Origin of the sequence: Diaphorobacter aerolatus (assembly GCF_014489535.1) — a bacterium.
Taxonomy (GTDB): domain Bacteria; phylum Pseudomonadota; class Gammaproteobacteria; order Burkholderiales; family Burkholderiaceae_C; genus Diaphorobacter_A; species Diaphorobacter_A aerolatus.
Window position 1 is genome coordinate 4,079,820 of the sequence record NZ_CP060783.1, and the last position, 19,738, is coordinate 4,099,557.

Annotated in this window: 14 protein-coding genes and 5 pseudogenes; 16 read left to right on the forward strand and 3 right to left on the reverse strand. The window is 64.0% G+C overall.

From position 1 onward, the window contains the following. Positions 1 to 11: 11 nt before the first annotated feature. Together H9K75_RS19000 and mutS are read right to left on the reverse strand one after the other, a co-directional pair. Positions 12 to 452, reverse strand: coding sequence for a DUF2306 domain-containing protein (locus tag H9K75_RS19000; RefSeq protein WP_319016843.1), 441 nt, complete (start codon positions 450 to 452; stop codon positions 12 to 14). 114 nt (positions 453 to 566) lie between these two features. Continuing rightward, positions 567 to 3,148, reverse strand: a pseudogene (gene mutS / locus H9K75_RS19005) (DNA mismatch repair protein MutS). A gap of 61 nt (positions 3,149 to 3,209) precedes the next feature. Here mutS and H9K75_RS19010 point away from each other — a divergent pair. The 3 genes from H9K75_RS19010 to H9K75_RS19015 are packed head-to-tail and all read left to right on the forward strand — an operon-like array spanning position 3,210 to position 4,434. After that, a complete protein-coding gene (locus H9K75_RS19010; RefSeq protein WP_226858312.1) occupies positions 3,210 to 3,638 on the forward strand; it encodes an acyltransferase family protein in 429 nt (142 codons plus the stop codon). Beyond that, the gene (locus H9K75_RS24155; protein WP_226858313.1) at positions 3,605 to 3,769 is read left to right on the forward strand and encodes a hypothetical protein; all 165 of its coding nucleotides are present in this window, start codon (positions 3,605 to 3,607) and stop codon (positions 3,767 to 3,769) included. Before H9K75_RS19010 ends, H9K75_RS24155 begins: the two co-directional genes overlap by 34 nt. Continuing rightward, positions 3,736 to 4,434 carry an acyltransferase family protein gene (locus tag H9K75_RS19015; RefSeq protein ID WP_187723797.1) on the forward strand — a complete coding sequence of 233 codons (699 nt, stop codon included), beginning with the start codon at positions 3,736 to 3,738 and terminating at the stop codon, positions 4,432 to 4,434. The genes H9K75_RS24155 and H9K75_RS19015 overlap by 34 nt, the downstream gene beginning before the upstream one ends. 3 nt (positions 4,435 to 4,437) lie before the next feature. On the opposite strand, the pseudogene H9K75_RS19020 reads toward H9K75_RS19015, so the two are convergent. Next, positions 4,438 to 6,047, reverse strand: a pseudogene (locus H9K75_RS19020) (alkaline phosphatase D family protein). A 151-nt stretch (positions 6,048 to 6,198) separates the two neighbouring features. Here H9K75_RS19020 and surE point away from each other — a divergent pair. From surE to H9K75_RS19085, 13 genes and pseudogenes are all read left to right on the forward strand, one after another. Beyond that, positions 6,199 to 6,966, forward strand: coding sequence for a 5'/3'-nucleotidase SurE (gene surE, locus H9K75_RS19025; protein WP_187723798.1), 768 nt, complete (start codon positions 6,199 to 6,201; stop codon positions 6,964 to 6,966). Next, positions 6,963 to 7,765 (forward strand): annotated as a pseudogene (locus tag H9K75_RS19030) (protein-L-isoaspartate(D-aspartate) O-methyltransferase). Before surE ends, H9K75_RS19030 begins: the two are co-directional and overlap by 4 nt. Before the next feature lie 2 nt (positions 7,766 to 7,767). Further along, entirely contained in the window at positions 7,768 to 8,664 is an 897-nt protein-coding gene (locus H9K75_RS19035) for a peptidoglycan DD-metalloendopeptidase family protein (protein WP_187723799.1), read from the forward strand. 187 nt (positions 8,665 to 8,851) lie between these two features. After that, entirely contained in the window at positions 8,852 to 9,832 is a 981-nt protein-coding gene (locus H9K75_RS19040) for an RluA family pseudouridine synthase (protein ID WP_226858760.1), read from the forward strand. A 128-nt stretch (positions 9,833 to 9,960) separates the two neighbouring features. After that, positions 9,961 to 10,917 (forward strand): SMC-Scp complex subunit ScpB, encoded by a 957-nt coding sequence (gene scpB / locus H9K75_RS19045; protein WP_187723800.1) that lies wholly within the window; start codon positions 9,961 to 9,963, stop codon positions 10,915 to 10,917. 233 nt (positions 10,918 to 11,150) lie between these two features. After that, a pseudogene (locus H9K75_RS19050) lies at positions 11,151 to 12,664 on the forward strand (pseudouridine synthase). Between the two features lie 185 nt (positions 12,665 to 12,849). Further along, positions 12,850 to 13,275, forward strand: a complete 426-nt coding sequence (gene ndk / locus H9K75_RS19055) for a nucleoside-diphosphate kinase (RefSeq protein ID WP_187723801.1) — start codon at positions 12,850 to 12,852, stop codon at positions 13,273 to 13,275. A gap of 95 nt (positions 13,276 to 13,370) precedes the next feature. Continuing rightward, positions 13,371 to 14,491: pseudogene (gene rlmN, locus H9K75_RS19060) on the forward strand (23S rRNA (adenine(2503)-C(2))-methyltransferase RlmN). A 38-nt stretch (positions 14,492 to 14,529) separates the two neighbouring features. Then, the gene (gene pilW / locus H9K75_RS19065; protein ID WP_187723802.1) at positions 14,530 to 15,357 is read left to right on the forward strand and encodes a type IV pilus biogenesis/stability protein PilW; all 828 of its coding nucleotides are present in this window, start codon (positions 14,530 to 14,532) and stop codon (positions 15,355 to 15,357) included. Next, on the forward strand, positions 15,350 to 16,294 hold the full coding sequence (locus tag H9K75_RS19070) for a helix-turn-helix domain-containing protein (RefSeq protein WP_187723803.1): 945 nt from the start codon (positions 15,350 to 15,352) through the stop codon (positions 16,292 to 16,294). The genes pilW and H9K75_RS19070 overlap by 8 nt, the downstream gene beginning before the upstream one ends. Positions 16,295 to 16,296: 2 nt before the next feature. Continuing rightward, the gene (gene ispG / locus H9K75_RS19075) at positions 16,297 to 17,565 is read left to right on the forward strand and encodes a flavodoxin-dependent (E)-4-hydroxy-3-methylbut-2-enyl-diphosphate synthase (protein WP_187723804.1); all 1,269 of its coding nucleotides are present in this window, start codon (positions 16,297 to 16,299) and stop codon (positions 17,563 to 17,565) included. A gap of 131 nt (positions 17,566 to 17,696) precedes the next feature. Continuing rightward, a complete protein-coding gene (gene hisS, locus H9K75_RS19080) occupies positions 17,697 to 18,962 on the forward strand; it encodes a histidine--tRNA ligase (RefSeq protein ID WP_226858314.1) in 1,266 nt (421 codons plus the stop codon). Positions 18,963 to 18,992: 30 nt separating this feature from the next. Beyond that, positions 18,993 to 19,670, forward strand: a complete 678-nt coding sequence (locus tag H9K75_RS19085; RefSeq protein WP_187723806.1) for a YfgM family protein — start codon at positions 18,993 to 18,995, stop codon at positions 19,668 to 19,670. The last annotated feature ends 68 nt before the right edge of the window (positions 19,671 to 19,738 follow it).

Consider the following 19,738-nt stretch of genomic DNA (forward strand, 5'->3'; position numbering starts at 1 on the left):
GTACGTAAAGATCAGATCGCGCTCAGCGTATGCCAGAGCCATCGACCGATCAGGCGATTCGGAGCCAGCGTGAGCAAGCCAGCGACGACGCAGGCACCGAAATAGACGATCCGCATCAGGCGGCGATGACCTGCGATGTTTTGGTGACGCAAATGCCAGAACGCGCGGGCCAGTCCTAAAGCTGTCAGCGGGATCAGCAGATGAACCAGCGAGAACCCATGCCAGCTGAGCGCATTGCTGCTGCGCAGGAACGTGGCGGTCCCCGCCGTCCCGATCATGAACAGCACGAAGACCAGGCCAGCCGTTCGATGCAAGCTGAGGATTGGTGCGGTCTGCCTGCCGGCGAACAGCGCCAAGGCTCCCGCGAGCGTTGCGATCAGCGCGAACGTCGCATGGGTGGCAATCAAGGGCGTCATATGGCATTCCGTCGTTGTGATGGACGGAATGTGCAACGCGACTACCGCGTCGCGCGAGCGGGTTGCGACGGTCTGCAGAACGCGTGTCGTGAATTGCAGTTTTACGGTGTCAACTGCATGCGGCAGTGGGTCTCTGCCCTGAGACCCACGTCACCCCACCAACCTTTTCAACTGATACAGCGCGTCCAGCGCCTCGCGCGGGCTCAGGGCGTCGGGGTTGATGTTGCCCAGCGCCTGCTCGACCTGGCTGATGCCGGCTTGCAGCGGCTCGGGCGGCGGTGCGAACAGGTCGACCTGGGTTTCGTCCTCGCCCGCACGGGATTCGAGTGCATCGAGGGTGTGGCGTGCGTGGTTGATCACGCCGGCCGGAACGCCCGCGAGTTTTGCGACCTGGATGCCGTAGCTTCGGCTTGCTGGGCCGGGCTGGATTTCGTGCAGGAAGACGATGTCGTTGCCCGACTCGGTCGCCCCGACGTGTACGTTCACCGCGTGGCCGTGGCGCGTGGACAATTCGGTCAGCTCAAAATAATGCGTGGCGAACAGCGAGAACGCCTTGGTCCGGTCGTGCAGATGCGTGGCGATGCCGCTGGCCAAGGCGAGGCCGTCGAAGGTGCTGGTGCCGCGCCCGATCTCGTCCATCAGCACCAGCGAGTGCGGCGTGGCGCTGTGCAGTATCTGCGCGGCCTCGGTCATTTCGAGCATGAAGGTCGATTGCGCGTTGGCGAGATCGTCCGCCGCGCCGATGCGTGTGTGGATCGCATCGATGGGGCCGAGTCGGCACGCGGCTGCGGGCACATAGGAGCCGATGCTGGCGAGCAGCACGATCAGCGCCACCTGTCGCATATAGGTCGATTTGCCGCCCATGTTCGGGCCGGTGATGATCTGCATGCGCGTGTTGGCGTTCAGGCGCGTGTTGTTGGGAATGAAGGCCCCGAAGAAGTCTCGGCCAGCCGCGCCTCGACGACCGGGTGGCGGCCCGCGTCGATGTCGATGCAGGGTTCGTTCACGAACTGCGGCGCGCACCAGTCGAGCGTGAGCGAGCGCTCGGCGAGCGCGCACAGCGCATCGATCGTGGCGAGCGCTCCGGCCAGGCGCGTGAGCGCCGGAACATGGGACTGCAATTGGTCAAGGATCTGTTCGTAGAGGAATTTTTCGCGCGCGAGCCCACGTTCCTGAGCGGACAGCGCCTTGTCCTCGAAGGTCTTCAGTTCGGGCGTGATGAAGCGTTCTGCGTTCTTGAGCGTCTGGCGGCGACGGTAGTTGTCGGGCACGCGGTCGAGATAGCTCGTGGTGACCTCGATGTAGAAGCCGTGCACCTTGTTGAACTGCACGCGCAGATTGGGAATGCCGGTGCGTTGCTTTTCCTGGGTTTCGAGTTCGAGCAAAAAGCTGTCGCAGTTGTTCTGGATGCCACGCAATTCGTCGAGTTCGGCATCGAAGCCGGTGGCGATCACGCCGCCGTCGCGCACCAGTGCCGCAGGTTCTTCCATGATGGCCGAGCGCAGCAGTTGCGTGCAGTCGGCGGGTGGCACGAGATCGTCGAACAGTTGCGCGAGAAACGGCTCGGGCGCGCGCGGAAATTGCGAGAGCAGATGGGATTTTTCCAGCGTGTTGCCAAGGCCCACGAGTTCACGCGGGCGCACCTGACGCAAGGCGATGCGCGCGGTGATGCGCTCCACATCCGACACGCCCTTGAGTTCGGCGCGCAGCATCTGCCAGGGACTGTTGCTGCCCGAGCCCGCTCCGCGCAGCACGCCAATGGCGGCAAGGCGCTCGCGCGCCGCAGTGCGTTCACGGGCGGGTTCGAGCAGCCAGGTCTTCAGGAGCCGGCTGCCCATGCCGGTCATGCAGGTGTCGAGCAGCGAAAACAGCGTGGGCGCTTCCTCGCCGCGCAGCGTCCGGGTCAGTTCCAGATTGCGGCGCGTGGTGGCGGGCAGATTGATCAGTTCGTTGTTGCGCTGCACGCGCACGCCATGCACGTGGGTCAGCGCGCGGCCCTGTGTGTGCTCGGCGTAGGTGAGCAGCGCGGCGCAGGCCGCATGCGCGTGCTGCAAACCCTCGGCATGCCAGGCTTGCAGACTGGCGGCGCCCAGATGTTCGAGCAGCTTGCGTTCGCCGAGTGCGGCATCGAACTGCCAGTCGGGGCGCAGGCTCAGCGGGCAGGTCAGCACGCCGCCGTGGCGCAGCTCGACCAGTTGCTCTTCAAAGCGTTGCGTGACGCCCGCGCTGTAAATCACCTCGCTGGGTGCGATGCGCGCGATCCAGTTGCCCACTTCGTCATGCGTGCATTCGGACAGATGCACTACACCCTGCGTGACGCTGAGCCACGCGAGCCCGGCCTTGGCGCGTGGCCCCTGGTGCACGGACAGCAGAATCGATTCGTTCTTGTCGGACAGCAGTTCGCTGTCGGTGAGCGTGCCCGGCGTGACCACGCGCACGACCTTGCGCTCCACCGGCCCCTTGGCCGCACCGACTTCACCGACCTGCTCGGCAATCGCCACCGACTCACCCATCTTGATGAGCCGACCCAGATAATTCTCGAGCGCATGAAACGGCACCCCGGCCATGGTGACCGGCTGCCCCGCCGACTGGCCACGCTGCGTGAGTGTGATGTCGAGCAGGCGCGCAGCCTTCTGCGCGTCCTCGTAGAACACCTCGTAGAAGTCGCCCATGCGGTAGAAAAGCAGCGTGTCCGGATGGTCGGCCTTGAGGGCGAGGTATTGCGCCATCATCGGCGTGTGCTGCGAAAAATCAGATTCCGCAGACGCTGGTTTTTGTACTGATGGTTCGTTCATGCTGTCAGTTTCGGGCCGTGCTGTCCGTTTGGAGAGCGGCTATTGTCCGCGACTTCCCGCTGGGTACACGCTGAGCGGTCTTGTTCAACGACAATCGCCGGTGCCCTTACTCCTTGCCCCCGTTTTTGTGCAACCGTCCGCTGATCACCGCAACAACTTCAATCTTCTGCGCCTGCTGGCTGCGCTCGCGGTGCTGTGGAACCATGGCGGGTTTCTTTATCGACTCGATCTGCCTGTGCCGTTTGCCGGTCACAGCCTTGGCGCGGTGGCGGTCTATGTGTTTTTCTTCATCAGCGGTTACCTGATCGCGCAGAGTTGGGCGCGCAGCGACGGTTGGCTCGATTATTCGGTCAAACGGGCCGGGCGGATTTTTCCGGGCTGGTGGTGGCGACCGTGTTTTCAGTGGCCGTGGTCGGTGCGGCGATGACGACCTGGACGCAGGCTGATTACTGGGGCAGTCCGGTGACCTGGGCCAATCTGCTGAACAACGCATTCGGGCTTGCGACGGTGCAGGTGCTGCCGGGGTGTTCGAGCGCAATCCCTTCGCGTTCACGGTGAATGGTTCGCTCTGGACGATCCGCTACGAGCTTGCCATGTATGTGTTGCTCGCGCTGGTTTCATGGCTCGGAGGCAGGCGGTTTCGCGCACTGTATGCGCTGTGGGCGATGGCACTTGCGGCCATCTGGCTGTTGGCAATGCGGCTCGATTGGCCGGACGTGCCTGCGGGCGCGCCGGTGTGGTTCAAGGATCTCTGGTCGATGCGGCAACTGACCTCGTTGGGCGTTTATTTCTTCATCGGCAGCGCGTTTGCGCGGGCCGATGTCAAGAGCCACTGGTGGATGGCGGTGCTGGGCGCCTCGGCACTGCTGGCAGCGCGCAGCAGCGCCGACGCGATGGTGATCCAGCTTGGCCTGTGGGTAGGGGTGAGTTGCATGGTGTTTTTTCTCGGTTTTTGGGGACGCAACGCAACCCGTGGCCAGCCGCATGAGGATTTGTCGTATGGGGTGTATATCTACGCGTTCCCGATCCAGCAGGCGGTGACCGAGATATCGCTGAGCAGAGGCTGGTCTCTGTCCGTGTGCATGGCGCTATCGCTGGCTCTGACGCTGGTGCTTGCTGCGGCTTCGTGGTTCTGGGTGGAAAAGCCCGCTCTGGCGTTCACTCGCAACTGGCTCAGGAAGAAGCGGCGCAGATCGGCGATGTCTGGCGCGATCAGCCCTTGATGATCAGCCCGGCTGCGGTCCGGGCCTGCCGTCTTCGACGACGAAATGCGCCAGTTCACGCACCGCGCTGTCGGCGTTGAGTGGATCGACCACGGCCTGCAAGCGGGTGCTCCATCGCGTGGGCGTGATGTCGCACAGTCCGTAGCCGCGTTCGTCGCAGCGGGCCAGCAGCACCTGCGGATTGATATGGCGGATGGCGTCAACCTTGTCCTGGGTCGTGCCCGATCGTGAGCTGATCGACGTGCCGCAGAACTCGCTGGCGATCACGCGGGGCCTCTTTCCGTCGCGCTCGCGCGCATTGACGGCTTCTACGTTGCAAACGAAATTCTGGTGAATGTCGCCGCCCAGAAAGACGCTGTTGCGCGGCGGATGGGCGTCGATGGCACGCAGCAGGCGATCACGCGCGGGCGGGTAGCCATCCCAGGTTTCGGACGACTGGCTGCCCGATGGATAGATTCTCGGCGTGAACAGCGTCTGCTGCGCAATCACGCTCCAGCGCGGGGAGCGCGCACGTGCATCGGCGAGCAGGCCCTGCTCAAGCCAGCGTTCCTGATCCCAGCCCAGGAAGCTGCGCGCGGGATCGAGCAGTTCCTTGCATTCGGTGGCTTGCACCGGGTTCGCCGCGCCGCCGGGCGGGCGACAGGCCTGGCGGTCACGGCTCTGGCGGGCGTCGAGCAGGTGCAGCCGCGCCAGTTGACCCCATTGCAGGCGCCGGTAGATTTTCAGGCTGTGAAAGCCGCCTTGGGCCGCGAGCGTCGAAGCCCTGAGCGGCATGTGTTCGTAGAAGGCCTGCCACGCGGCGCTACGCATCAGCAGGAAATTGGCCGTCGTCCCGTCCTTGCCTTGATTGGCCGTGTAGTCGTTCTGCACTTCGTGATCGTCCCAGGTAACGAGCCAGGGCGCGACGGCGTGCGCCCGTTGCAGATCGGGGTCGCTCTTGTGCAGCGCGTAGCGGTCGCGGAAGTCGGCCAGCGTGTGCGGCAAGCGGAGTTCGTGAACACGCGCCAGGCCTTCGGGTCTGGCGGGCCGCGCGTACTCGTACATGTAGTCGCCGAGAAACAACACCAAATCTGGCGACTGCGCAGCCGCGTGGCGCCATGCGGTGTAGAAGCCGTGCTCCCAGCGCTGACACGATGCGTAGACCACGCGCAGCCGCCCCGGCAACTCGTGTGCGGCGGGCGCCGTGCGCGTGCGGCCCGTGGCGCTGACGGCATTTCCGTGCATGAAGCGGTAGAAGAACCAGCGCCCGGAGGGCAGGCCGCGCACCTCCACATGCACGCTGTGGGCCAGCGCCGGATCGGCCCGGCCGTGCCGCGTGCGGCAATCTGACGGAATTGCTCGTCGTGCGCGACTTCCCAGCGCACGGTCTGCGGGCCGAACACGCTGAGCGCTTCGGGCGGCGATGCCGTGCCGACGGGCAGGGCGGGCACGGTCATGAGCCGCGTCCAGAGCACGAAGCCGTCGGGCGACGGATCGCCGCTTGCAATGCCCAGACCGAACGGGTCGTGCTGCCACTTCGCGTTCTGCGACCATGCCCAATGCGGGATTGCGGACAGGGTGGAGAGCTGCGCTGCGCGAATCAGCCATTGGCGGCGAGAGGCGATCATCGACATGACGGGCGGCGGATGTGGTGCTAGTGGAACACCCACGATAGCGCGATTTCGGCGTTGCAAGGGACAACCGAGAACGCTATCAGCATCTCGAAGCACAATGTCACCTTTTGGTTCTGCGCGACCTACAATCCGGTATTCAGCATTTGAGACCATGAAGATTCTCATTTCCAACGACGACGGCTATCAGGCGCCGGGCATTGTGGCCCTGCACGACGCTCTCAAGACCATTGCCGATGTCGAGGTGGTGGCTCCCGAACACAACAACAGCGCCAAATCGAATGCACTGACCCTGCATTCGCCGCTTTACGTGCATGAGGCCGCCAACGGGTTCCGCTATGTGAACGGCACACCTGCGGACTGCGTGCACATCGCGCTGACCGGCTTGCTGGGCTACAAGCCCGATCTGGTGGTGGCCGGCATCAACAACGGCGCGAACATGGGTGACGACACCATTTATTCCGGCACCGTGGGTGCGGCGATGGAGGGCTATCTGTTTGGCATCCCCGCAATCGCTTTCTCTCAGGTGGACAAGGGTTGGGGCGAGATCGAGGCCGCAGCGCACAAGGCGCGCGAGTTCGTGCAGCAACTCGAGGCGGGCAAGCACTTCGGCGGCGTGCCCTGGCTGCTCAATGTGAACATTCCCAACATGCCGGTCGATGCGCTCAAGCCCATGCGCGTGTGCCGTCTGGGACGCCGGCATGCGGCCGAGCGCGTGATCGAGCAGCAAAGCCCGCGCGGTGACACGATGTACTGGATCGGCAGCGCCGGTGCGGTATTTGACGAGGCCGAAGGCACGGATTTCCACGCCACCTCGCATGGGCATCTGTCGATGACGCCGCTGAAGGTCGATCTCACCGATCACGAACGCGTGGTTTATTGGGGGCAGGCGCTGCAGCAGTCCGGCAAGGAGGCCGCATGAACCAGCGCCGTCCGGGTTTCCCGGCCCGCCTGCCTGGTCCCGGGCCGGGTGCCGGAGCCAATCCCGCAGCGCCCAAGCCTGTTATGAGCAATCCGGCGCGCGCCGTGCCGCGCGCGGCACCTGCGCCGGTGGGCGTGGGGCTGGACTCCTCGGCTGTGCGCGACCGCATGGTGCGTCGGCTCGCCGAATCCGGCATTGGCTCCGCGCCCGTGCTAGCCGCCATGGGAGTCGTGGAGCGCCACCGTTTCGTCGACAGCGCGCTGGTCAATCAGGCGTATGAAGACACCAGTTTACCCATCGGCCTGGGACAGACCATTTCAAAACCGAGTATCGTCGCGCGCATGGCGGAATTGCTGCTGGGCGCACCGGCGGTCAAGACGCAGGGCCTGGGTCGGGTGCTCGAAATAGGCACCGGTTGCGGCTATCAGGCGGCAGTTCTGGGTAGGATCGCCAAGGAGGTGTATACCATTGAGCGGCTTCGTGCGTTGCACGAGAAGGCTCGTGACAACCTGCGTCCCCTCAGACTCACCAATGTGCATCTGATTCTGGGTGACGGCATGCTGGGTTACCCCAAGGGGGCACCCTATGCAGCCATCATCTCGGCCGCCGGTGGTGAAAAATTGCCTGAACAATGGTGTGATCAACTTGCCGTGGGTGGCCGTCTCGTCGCCCCATGGCTGGCCCGGATGGGAAGCAGGTACTTCTCGTGGTGGACAAGACCACGGCAGGGCTCAAGCAGACCATTTTGGAAGCCGTGAATTTCGTCCCCCTAAAATCGGGGTCGTCTGAAGGAATGTAGTTATGAATTTATCGCGTAGTCTTGTGGCTTGGGCCTGTGCCGCATCGGCCTCCGTGCTGATGGTCGGTTGCGGCAGCACCTCGGTGAACAGGGCTCCCGTGGAGGATCGTGGAACGTCTGCGGGCTCGAGCACGTCGGCTCCGAGTTCCTCCGGCACGTCCGCCATCGATCCCAAGACCCTGCCCGGTTATGAAAACATGGGCAAGCCGGGCTACTACACCGTGAAGCCCGGTGACACCCTGATCCGCATTGGCCTGGAATACGGCCAGAGCTGGAAGGACATCGCTCGCTGGAGCAATCTGGAAAACGCGAACGTGATCGAGGTCGGTCAGGTGCTGCGCGTCGTGCCGCCGGGACAGACTCCGTCGACGACGACGACGACGGCGGCCACCGAGACCCGTCCGGTCGGCGCATCGCCAGCCGCGAGCGCGGCCAAGCAGCCAGCATCGGCGGCTTCCACGGCGTCGGCTGCGGCCACACCCGTGCCTGCGCCAGCGCCCGTGTCCGTTCCCGCACCGTCGGCGGGTGGCGATGACCTCAATTTCATGTGGCCCGCGAGCGGCGGCTTGATCGCGGGCTTCGACGAGGCGCGCAACAAGGGCTATGACATCAGCGGCAAGGCGGGTGATCCCGTGATGGCTGCCGCCGACGGCCGTGTGGTGTACGCCGGGGCCGGTCTGCGTGGCTATGGCAATCTGATCATCCTCAAGCACAACAACACCTTCCTCACGGCCTACGCGCACAACCAGACGCTGCTGGTCAAGGAAGACCAGAACGTGCGCAAGGGCCAGAAGATCGCCGAGATGGGCAGTACCGACACCGATCGCGTGAAGCTGCACTTCGAGATCCGCCGTCAGGGCAAGCCGGTCGATCCATCGCGCTACCTGCCTTCACGTTGATTGACTGGCTTGCATCTTGGCCAGCAGGAAGACCCAACCCGCTGCCGCGACATTGCGGCAGCCGGGCCCCGAAGCAATCACCGGTGATGCGAACGAAAACAACGGGCTGGGTGCAAACGCCAGCCCGATTGCTTTGCAGGACGCGATCAACGAGCACGACAACGATAGCGACGAGAGCGACCACGATATCGACCACGACGCTGCGGCCACGGGCGCAGCCGAGGTGCGGGAATTCGTCGTAGCTCCGGCCCAGCATCTGATCCGCCTCGACAAGGTGCTGGCCGATTTCGTTCCCGAGTTTTCTCGCAGCTATCTCCAGCAATTGCAGGCTGCCGGTGCGGTCGAGCTCAATGGCAGGCAGGCGGTCAAGCCCGCGGCCAAGGTGGCGGCCGGAGACCGGCTGCGCGTCGAGATGCGGCCCACGCAGCAGAGTCAGGCCTTCAAGGCCGAGAACCTGCCGATCGACGTGGTCTACGAGGACGAGCATCTGCTCGTGGTCCACAAACCCGCAGGGCTGGTGGTGCATCCGGCGGCGGGCAACTGGAGCGGCACGCTGCTCAATGCCTTGCTGGGCCGCGACGAGCAGGCACGCGCCTTGCCGCGTGCGGGCATTGTGCACCGGCTCGACAAGGACACCAGCGGCCTGATGGTGGTCGCGCGTTCGCGTCAGACCATGGATGCGCTGGTGCGCATGATCGCCGCGCGCGAGGTCAGCCGCCAGTACCTGGCGATTGCGCACCGCCCCTGGGTGGGCGCGCGCGAGCGCCATGTGAATGCGCCGATGGGTCGTGATCCGCGCAATCGGCTGCGCATGGCGGTCGTCGATCTGGATCGCAACCCGGGCAAGACCGCACAGACCGACATTTCCGTGCTGGACAGCGTGGACGAGGGCTGTCTCGTGCGCTGCACGCTGCACACCGGCCGCACGCACCAGATCCGCGTGCACATGGCGTCGATACATCACCCGCTGCTGGCCGACGTGCTCTATGGCGGCTCGGTCGTCGGCGCGATGAACCGGCAGGCGCTGCACGCGTTCCGGCTGGCGTTTACGCATCCGGTGAGTGGTGAGGAACTGGTTTTCCATGCCGCGCTGCCGCAAGACATGCAGGGTGCGCTGGATCAATGGGGGCTGCGCTACAATGCAGGAATGCTGTCGACGCCGGGCTGATCGATTCGCCTTTGGGACTCCAGCAAAAAATCCCTCTCTCGCGGCAACTGAGCGCCGCACGCGTTCTCTCTCTTGTCGAGCCGCTGCCTGATTCCGTGGCGCTGCTCCTTTCCCGGAATTGCGGAACCATGAATACGCTGGATGCCAAACGGGTCCTTGAAACCGCGTTGATCTGCGCGCAGCAGCCTGCGACCGTGCGCGAGCTGCGCGTGCTGTTCGACGATGCGCTCGGCGCTGACACCATCAAGAGCCTGCTGACCGATCTGCAGCTCGATTGGGCGCAGCGCGGCGTGGAACTGGTGCCGGTGGCGACCGGATGGCGCTTTCAAAGCCGTCCCGAGATGCGCGAGTTTCTCGACCGCCTGCACCCCGAAAAACCGCCGCGCTACACGCGAGCGACGATGGAAACGCTGGCGATCATCGCCTACCGCCAACCGGTGACACGCGGCGACATCGAAGACATTCGCGGTGTGACGGTCAACAGCCTGATCATCAAGCAGCTTGAGGATCGTGGCTGGGTGGAGGTGATCGGTCATCGCGAGACTGTGGGCCGCCCCTCCTTGTTCGCCACGACGCGGCAGTTTCTCGATGATCTGGGATTGCAGTCCCTCGATCAGTTGCCGGTGCTGGAAGACTCGGCTGCGCAGTCCGCCATGCTCGATGCGCTCGGTGCAGAGGCGCTGGAGCACAGCTTGCAGGGCGACCTGCTGGATGAGGCGGCTGCCCAGGCCACCGATGCCCCAGGCTCCGCAGCGCCGGATGGCGAGTTGCCGCTCGAAACTGCCGAAACCGCCATCGAGATGGAAACCGGGATCGAGAGCAACGATGAAGACGGCGGAGCAACCACAGGCCTTGCTCCAGACCAGCAAGCCCGCGAGGAAGCGGGTCCTGCTGCGGACGAGGCGATGGAAGACGAAAACGCAGATACCACGGATGCGCAAGCATCCCACACAACACCACTGCCTTCGGGCGACAGCGTTGCGCAGGACCCGGTCGATCAGGCCGGAATGCCTTCAGGGCAGGACGAAGGGCTCCTGCGCGAAGGTGACGTTGACGACGACGACGACGCGGAAAAAAACCTATGAACGATTCAACAGATCAATCTGCCGACGAGCAGAACCCCGCACCGACCGCAGGGCCGCAAGAAAAGCCGCCGCGCCGCCGCCGCGCGACCAAGGCAGATGCGCCTGCGACAGACGATGCGCAGCCGCTCGATGCCGAGGCTGGCGCTCCCTCAGGTGATGAGCCAGCGGCCGAGAAACCCAAGCGCACGCGTGCGCCTCGCAAACCCAAGGCCGATGCCGAGGTTGAGACTGAAATGCAACCCGCCGCCGAGCCGGTCGAAGCGGTGGAGCCTGTGGTTGAAAGGGCGCGAGTGCAGCCGCAGGCTGAAGATGAACCCGTGCTGCCCCAACCCACCGCCGATGTGCCTGCCGCCGAGGTTGCGGCAGAGCAGCCGCAGGGCGGCGAGCGCCGTCATCGCAACGAGCGCGGCAACGAACCGGGTCGCCAGCGCCATCAGGATGGGCGTGGTGAACGCAATGAACGTGGCGGTGAGCGCCGCGATGGTCGCCGCCCGCAGCGTGGTGCAGGCGGCGCAGACGAGGGATACCAGTTCGCGGACGTGGTGTCGGGTCAGCTCGATCGTGATGAGGATGACGAAGCCGTAGCCCCCAGCAAGCGTGTTCTGCCGCCGCAGGCCGAAACGCCCAAGCTGCACAAGGTGCTTGCGCAGGTCGGCCTGGGCTCGCGTCTGGAGATGGAGCAGTTGATTCTCGAAGGCCGCATTTCGGTGAACAACGAGCCTGCCCACATCGGTCAGCGCGTGCAGTTTGGCGACCAGATCAAGATCAACGGCAAGCCGATCCGCTACCGCATCGCACCACCGCCGGTACGCGTGCTGGCGTATCACAAGCCGGTGGGCGAGGTGGTCACGCACGACGATCCGCAAAACCGCCCGACGGTGTTTCGCAAGCTCCCGCGCCTGGTGCAGGGCAAATGGCAATCGGTCGGTCGTCTGGATCTGAATACCGAAGGCCTGCTGCTGTTCACCAGTTCGGGCGATCTGGCCAACAAGCTGATGCACCCGCGTTTCGGTCTGGAGCGCGAATACGCGGTGCGCGTGCTCGGCGCGCTGAGCAACGAGGAAAAGGAACGCCTGCTCGAAGGCGTGCAGCTCGAAGACGGCGTGGCCTCGTTCGGCTCCATCGACGATGGCGGCGGCGAAGGTGCCAACCACTGGTACCGCGTCACGATTTCGGAGGGCCGCAACCGCGAGGTGCGCCGCATGCTCGAGGCCGTGGGTCATGCAGTGAGCCGCCTGATCCGCATTCGCTACGGCGCGATGATGCTGCCGCGCGGGCTCAAGCGCGGCGCGTGGATGGAGCTCGATGAACGTGACATCCGGGCGCTCGTGGCGGCAGCCGGTGCGGGCGAGGTCATGGACAACCGCCCGGGCGGCAACGCCGATACGCGCGGTGGCGCTCAGGGCAAGGGCAGGGCCGGGGCGGCAACAACAATCGCCGCGGCGGTCTGCGCAGTCCGCTGGGCAACGGTGGCAGGGGCGGCAATCGCCAGAATCAGGGCGGCGGCCAGGGCGGCCCGCGTGATCCGGGCGCATTTGGCGGTCCGCAGGACCGCTCGGCGTCCGGTGGTCGCAACCAGAGCACTCGCGGCCGTGGCAAGTCCGGCGGTGGCGGTGGCGGTGGCGGTGGCGGTGGCTCCTCGCAGCCCGATCCGATGAAGACCTCTGTGGGCTACATCGGCAGCGACAGCTTCTCGCGCCAGCGCCAGCAGCAACGCAACAACGGTCCGCGTCGGCGCGATCGTTAAGTTTTCATGACGGTGAAATGAAGGGGCGTGAAGATTTCACGTCCCGTGCGACCGCTGTTTGTGCCCTTGGGGCGCTTCATTTCATCCGTGACGAAGTGGCTTTCGCCAAGGTTTTGGCGAAAAGCTAAAATGCCGGGTTTTGCTTCTCAGGCAAAAAAGTCCATATTTCAACAGGAAACCATTAAATGGCTATCGAACGCACCCTCTCCATCATCAAGCCCGACGCAGTTGCGAAGAACGTGATCGGCCAAATCTACGCACGCTTCGAAGCTGCCGGCCTGAAGGTCGTTGCCGCTCGCATGGCTCACCTGTCGCGCCTCGAAGCCGAGCAGTTCTACGCTGTTCACAAGGAGCGTCCTTTCTTCAAGGATCTGGTGGACTTCATGATCTCCGGCCCGGTGATGATCCAGGCCCTGGAAGGCGAAAACGCCATCCTGAAGAACCGCGAACTGATGGGCGCAACGGACCCCAAGAAGGCAGCTCCCGGCACCATCCGCGCCGACTTCGCCGACAGCATCGACGCCAATGCAGTGCACGGCTCCGACGCTGCCGAAACCGCTGCCGTGGAAGTGGCTTTCTTCTTCCCCGGCATGAACGTCTACGCTCGTTGATTCGGGAACTGTGCGGGGTTGGGGTGATCCCAATCCTGTGTCAGCCGGATTCTTGAAACTCTTCTCTCCCGCGTGGACATGGACTGGTTTGCGTTATGACCACGAATCTTCTCGACTTTGACTTGAATGGCCTTACCGCTTTCTGCGAAGGTCTGGGGGAGAAGCGTTTTCGCGCCACGCAGTTGTTCCGCTGGATTCACCAGCGCGGTGCCAGTGATTTCGACCAGATGAGCGATCTGGCGAAATCGCTGCGCGAAAAGCTGCGCGGCTGCGCGCACGTCACGGCCCTGCCCGTGGTGACCGAACACATCTCCACCGACGGCACGATCAAGTGGCTGTTCGACGTGGGTGATGGCAATGCGGTCGAAACCGTTTTCATTCCCGAGGATGACCGTGGCACGCTGTGCGTCTCCTCGCAGGCCGGTTGCGCGGTCGGTTGCCGCTTTTGCTCGACGGGCATCAGGGCTTCAGCCGCAATCTGACGACCGGCGAAATCATCGCCCAGCTCTGGTATGCAGAGCATTTCCTGCGCAAACGATTCAACACCGACGAACGTGTCATCTCCAACGTGGTGATGATGGGCATGGGCGAGCCGTTGCAGAACTATTCGGCACTGGTGCCCGCGCTGCGCACCATGCTCGACGACCATGGCTATGGGCTGTCGCGCCGCCGGGTCACGGTGTCCACGTCGGGTGTCGTGCCGTTCATGGACAAGCTGGCGCTTGACTGCCCGGTGGCACTGGCGGTGTCGCTGCATGCGCCCAATGACGCATTGCGCGACAACCTCGTGCCGCTCAATCGCAAGTACCCGCTCGCGGAACTGTTGCAGACTTGCAACCGTTATCTGGAGCACGCGCCGCGGGACTTCATCACGTTCGAGTACTGCATGCTTGACGGCGTGAACGATCAGCCCGAACACGCAAGACAGTTGATAGAACTGGTTCGCGGACAGGGGGCAGACAATGTGTCCTGCAAGTTCAACCTGATACCCTTCAACCCCTTCCCCGCGTCGGGCCTCAAGCGCTCGAGTTCGGCTCAGGTGACGATGTTTGCAAAAATATTGTCCGATGCGGGTATCGTCACCACTGTGCGCAAGACGCGCGGGGACGACATCGATGCCGCCTGTGGTCAATTGGCAGGCGACGTGCGGGATCGCACGAAGGTGGAGCAACGCATGGCCAAGCTCCGCACCATTGAAATCAGGCCCGTCTCCTGAGATGAGGCCTGAGGCGTGAACAATTCAAGGGGATCAGTATGAACGGACGGGGCTTGGAATGGCGGCGCGCGGGGCTGTTGGGAGGTACGGCAGCTACGTTGCTGGTCGCAACCATGGGCCTCGGCGGCTGCGTGAGCACGACCTCCACGAGCGAGGCCGACACCAGCCAGATGGCCACCACCGTGGACACGGACGTGCGTCGCCGTGCGCGCATCCGCCTGGAACTGGCCGCCAACTACCTGCAAAGCGGCCAGACGAATGTGGCGCTCGATGAAATCCGTCAGGCGCTCGCCGCCGATCCGACCTTCGTCGACGCCTACCATCTGCGCGGACTGATCTACATGCAGATGAACGATCTGAATCAGGCCGAGGAAAGTCTCAATCGCGCGCTGGGCATGCGCGCGAACGACCCGGACATCATGCACAACCTGGGTTGGCTTCTGTGCCAGAAGGAGCAATACGCCCGGGCCGAGGCGATGTTCGACAAGGCGCTGGCGGTTCCGACCTATCAGGATCGCAACAAGACGCAGATGTCCAAGGGCGTGTGCCTGGTGCGCGCGGGCAAGCCCGATCAGGCCGAACCGATCCTGACACGCGCCTACGAACTCGATGCGGGCAACCCGATCCTTGGCTACGAAGTCGCCAAGCTGAAGTTCGACAAGGGCGATCTCAAGCGTTCGCAGTTCTATATGCGACGCCTGAACAGCAGCAATTTCGCCACGGCCGATTCGCTGTGGCTTGGCATCAAGGTCGAGCGTGGATTGGGCGACCATGCGGCGGTGCGCCAATTGGCTGAGCAACTGCGCCGCCGCTTCCCTGATTCCAGACAAATGCTGGCCTACGAGAGAGGTGCTTTCAATGAGTGAGCAACTGGGCATGGGTGCCGCAGTGCCTGAAGACAACATGAACGAGGCCGCATATGGCGCGGCCACGGCAGGGGAAATCCTGCGCGAGGCGCGTGAGGCCGCGGGCGTGCACATCGCCGCGCTGGCCGTGGCGCTGAAGGTGCCGGTCAGCAAGATCGATGCGCTGGAGACCGGGCGCCATGAAGAGTTTCCCGACAACGTATTCATGCGCGCGCTCGCGGCCACCGTGTGCCGCACGCTGAAGATCGATCCGGCTCCGGTGCTGGCTCTGCTGCCTTCGGGCGCTCCGCAGGCGCTCAACACCTCGCGCGGGCTGAACGCTTCGTTCAAGGACCCGACGGGCCGCTTCAAGATGGAGAGCTCGATCGAGCGTCCGAACAAATCGCGCTGGTTGGGCGCGGCCGTGGTGGTGTTGCTCGTGGGTGCGCTTGCCGTGGCATTTTTCCCGCACAAGGAAATGACGTCGGGACCGGAGGCGCAGAACGGAACGTCGGCGCAGGAGTCTTCGCCGAATGTGGCGGCAAACGAGCCGCGCGAAGCCGTCGCGACGGAGGCGACTGCCAGCGATGCTGCGGTGCCGCCGATGGGCGCTTCCCTGGCGCCGGCCAATGTGGGCGCGACAACTGCCGCAGTCGCTGCGCCGACGGTGGCCGCGAATGCGGCGCTCGCAGCCGCATCGTCGGCGGTGGCGGGAGACGCATCGAAGGTCCTGGAAATCAAGGCACGCGAGGCTTCCTGGATCAAGATCGTGAGCGCGGTGAACGGTGTCGTGCTGCAGCGCGAACTGGCGGCAGGCGAGAGCGTCGTGGCGACCGGTGCGCCGCCGTGGAACGTAACCGTCGGGCGTCCTGATGTCACGGACGTGATCGTGCGTGGACAGCCCATGTCCTTGAGCAACTATGCGCGCGGCTCCGTCGCGCGATTCGAGGTGAAGTGAACATGTCCGTTATGGAACAACCTGTGGCGATGTCGGCCCCTGCGGCGCGCAGATCGCGGCAGGCCCGGGTGGTATGGGGTGACCGCGTCGTCACCGTGGGCGGCGATGCTCCGGTGCGCGTGCAGTCCATGACCAACACCGACACGGTGGACGCGATTGGCACGGCCATTCAGGTCAAGGAGCTTGCACGTGCGGGCTCGGAGATGGTGCGCATCACCGTGAACACGCCGGAAGCGGCGGCGGCCGTGCCCTATATCCGCGAGCAACTCGACCGCATGGGCGAGAACGTGCCGCTGGTGGGTGATTTTCACTACAACGGCCACCGCCTGCTCACCGAATACCCGGACTGTGCCAAGGCGCTGTCCAAGTACCGCATCAACCCCGGCAACGTCGGCAAGGGCGACAAGCGCGACCGGCAGTTCGGCCAGATGATCGAGGCCGCCGTCCGGTACGACAAGGCCGTGCGCATCGGTGTGAACTGGGGCAGTCTCGATCAGGAACTGCTCGCGAGCCTGATGGACGAGAACAGCCGCCGCGCCGCGCCTTGGGACGCCAGGCAGGTGATGTACGAGGCGTTGATCACCTCGGCCATCGATTCCGCGAAACGTGCAGAGGAAATGGGCCTGGATGGCAACCAGATCATTCTCTCGTGCAAGGTCAGCGGCGTGCAGGATCTGATTGCGGTTTACCGCGCGCTCTCGCAACGCTGCGACTACGCGCTGCACCTTGGACTCACCGAAGCCGGCATGGGCACCAAGGGCATCGTGGCCTCGACGGCGGCGCTGTCGGTGCTGATGCAGGAAGGCATTGGCGACACCATCCGTGTCTCGCTGACCCCGATGCCGGGCGAGGCGCGCACTCAGGAGGTCGTCGTGGCATCCGAGATATTGCAATCGCTGGGGTTGCGCATGTTCGTGCCCAGCGTCACGGCGTGCCCCGGTTGCGGTCGCACGACGAGCACGACTTTTCAGGAACTGGCCAAGCAGATCGACGATTTCCTGCGCCTGCAGATGCCCGTCTGGCGCGGACGTTATCCCGGCGTGGAAAAGATGAAGGTCGCGGTCATGGGCTGCATCGTCAATGGTCCCGGCGAAAGCAAGCATGCCGACATCGGCATCAGCCTGCCGGGCACGGGCGAGGCGCCGGCCGCGCCGGTGTTCATCGACGGAGAGAAGGCGATGACGCTGCGCGGCGAGGGCATTGCCCAGGAATTCCAGCAAGTGGTGGAGAGCTATATCGCCAGACGCTTTGGGGGCGCGGACGCCGCTTGAACCTATTCAGGTGACAATCCCGTCTTTCGACAGAATGGACATCGCGCGGCAATCGAGTGAGTGCAGGCGCTGCCGACAATAAAAAGGTATTTCAGTTGAGCAAGACTCAAAAATTGGTAGCCATCAAGGGAATGAACGACATTCTCCCGCCCGAATCGGCGAAGTGGGAGTGGCTGGAAGACAAGGTTCGTGACCTGATGGCACGCTTTGCGTACCGCAACATGCGCACGCCCATCGTCGAGCCCACCGCGTTGTTCGTGCGCGGACTCGGCGAGGTGACCGACATCGTCGAAAAGGAGATGTACTCGTTCGAGGACAGGCTCAACGGCGAGCAGCTCACGCTGCGCCCCGAGGCCACGGCGGGCGTGGTGCGCGCCGTGGTCGAACACACCATGCTGTATGAGGGCGGCAAGCGCCTGTACTACATGGGGCCGATGTTTCGCCACGAGCGGCCGCAGCGCGGGCGCTATCGCCAGTTCCACCAGATCGGTGCCGAAGCCCTGGGATTTCCCGGTGCCGAGGTCGATGCCGAGCTGATCCTGCTCGCGCACAGCCTGTGGCAGGAAATCGGCCTGCAGAACATCGAGTTGCAGCTCAACAGCCTCGGCCAGCCCGAGGAACGCAAGGCGCACCGCGCGGCGCTGATCGAATACCTCGAGAAGAACCTCGATGTGCTCGATGAAGACGCGCGCCGCCGCCTCTACAGCAATCCGCTGCGCATTCTGGACACCAAGAATCCGGCGATGCAGGAACTGGTGAATGCCGCGCCGCGACTGTTCGACTTTCTGGGTGAGGCCTCGCTGGCGCATTTCGAGACCGTGAAGACCATCCTCGATGCCAACGGCGTGAAGTGGACGCTGAACCCGCGCCTGGTGCGCGGCATGGACTACTACAACCTCACGGTGTTCGAGTTCATCACGACCCAGCTCGGCTCACAGGGCACGATCTGCGGCGGCGGGCGCTACGACTACCTGATCGAGCAGATCGGCGGCAAACCCGCCCCTGCCGTGGGCTGGGCGCTGGGCGTCGAGCGCGTGCTCGAACTGCTCAAGGAGCAGGAGCAGCCCGTGCCCGAACCCACGTCCGATGCCTACGCCATCATTCCCGATGCGCAGGCATTGCCGACCGTCATGGCCACGCTGCAAAAATTGCGCATGGCCGGAGTGACCGTGCAGATGCATTCGGCGGTCACGGCGGGCGAGGGCATGGGCAGCATGAAATCGCAATTCAAGAAGGCCGACGCAAGCGGTGCACGCTTTGCGCTGATCTTCGGTCCGGACGAGATGGCGCGCGGTGCGGTCACAGTGAAATCACTGCGCGACGGCAACGGGCAGCAGGTCGAGCAGCCGCTGGCTGACATCGACACATGGGCGGCAACGCTCCACATCACTGGTTAACTAGTATCACAAGCAGCGGAATACAACATCATGGCCAATCATTTTGACCTCGAAGAACAGGAACAGCTCGACCAGATCAAGCACTTCTGGAAGCAGTGGGGCACGTTGATCACTGCTGTCGTGGTGCTCGTGTGCGGCGGCTTCGCCGCGTGGAGCGGCTACAACTACTGGCAGTCCCGTCAGGCGACCCAGGCCGCAGTGCTGTTTGACGAGGTGGACTCTGCGGCCGAGGCCAAGGACGTGCAGCGTCTGCAGCGTGCGTTCGACGACATGAAGTCGCGCTATGGCAGCACCGCGCAGGCGGGGCAGGCCGGACTCACGACCGCCAAGGTCTTGGTCGATGCCAAGAATCTCGACGGTGCCAAGAGCGCGCTCGAATGGGTTGCCAAGGACTCCAAGTTCGAGGGCCAGAAAGCCATTGCCCGCCTGCGCCTGGCCGCAGTGTTGATGGAGCAGAAGGCGTATCCTGAGGCGCTCAAGCAGCTCGAAGGCAGCGTTCCTCCCGAATTCGCCGCGTCTTTTGCCGACCGCCGCGGCGATGTGCTGGCGCTCAGTGGCGATGCCAAGGCAGCCATCGCGGCATACCAGGAGGCGCATGCCAAGCTGGATCCACGCTCGAACTATCGTCGCTTGATCGAGGCCAAGCTCAATTCGCTCGGCGCAACGGTGCAGGTCGCTGCGGCTCAGACAACGGGGAGTAGTCAGTGAAAACGAGGTTCTCTAGCAAATCCCGCATTGCCTTCACGGCAGGCGTATTGGCGAGTGCTCTGGCGCTT

Coding starts and splice junctions, on each gene's coding strand:
- H9K75_RS19010 (WP_226858312.1), top strand. CDS start 3,210: ATGCTGTCAGTTTCGGGCCGTGCTGTCCGTTTGGAGAGCGGCTATTGT.
- surE (WP_187723798.1), top strand. CDS start 6,199: ATGAAGATTCTCATTTCCAACGACGACGGCTATCAGGCGCCGGGCATT.
- H9K75_RS19035 (WP_187723799.1), top strand. CDS start 7,768: ATGAATTTATCGCGTAGTCTTGTGGCTTGGGCCTGTGCCGCATCGGCC.
- scpB (WP_187723800.1), top strand. CDS start 9,961: ATGAATACGCTGGATGCCAAACGGGTCCTTGAAACCGCGTTGATCTGC.
- ndk (WP_187723801.1), top strand. CDS start 12,850: ATGGCTATCGAACGCACCCTCTCCATCATCAAGCCCGACGCAGTTGCG.
- pilW (WP_187723802.1), top strand. CDS start 14,530: ATGAACGGACGGGGCTTGGAATGGCGGCGCGCGGGGCTGTTGGGAGGT.
- H9K75_RS19070 (WP_187723803.1), top strand. CDS start 15,350: ATGAGTGAGCAACTGGGCATGGGTGCCGCAGTGCCTGAAGACAACATG.
- ispG (WP_187723804.1), top strand. CDS start 16,297: ATGTCCGTTATGGAACAACCTGTGGCGATGTCGGCCCCTGCGGCGCGC.
- hisS (WP_226858314.1), top strand. CDS start 17,697: ATGAACGACATTCTCCCGCCCGAATCGGCGAAGTGGGAGTGGCTGGAA.
- H9K75_RS19085 (WP_187723806.1), top strand. CDS start 18,993: ATGGCCAATCATTTTGACCTCGAAGAACAGGAACAGCTCGACCAGATC.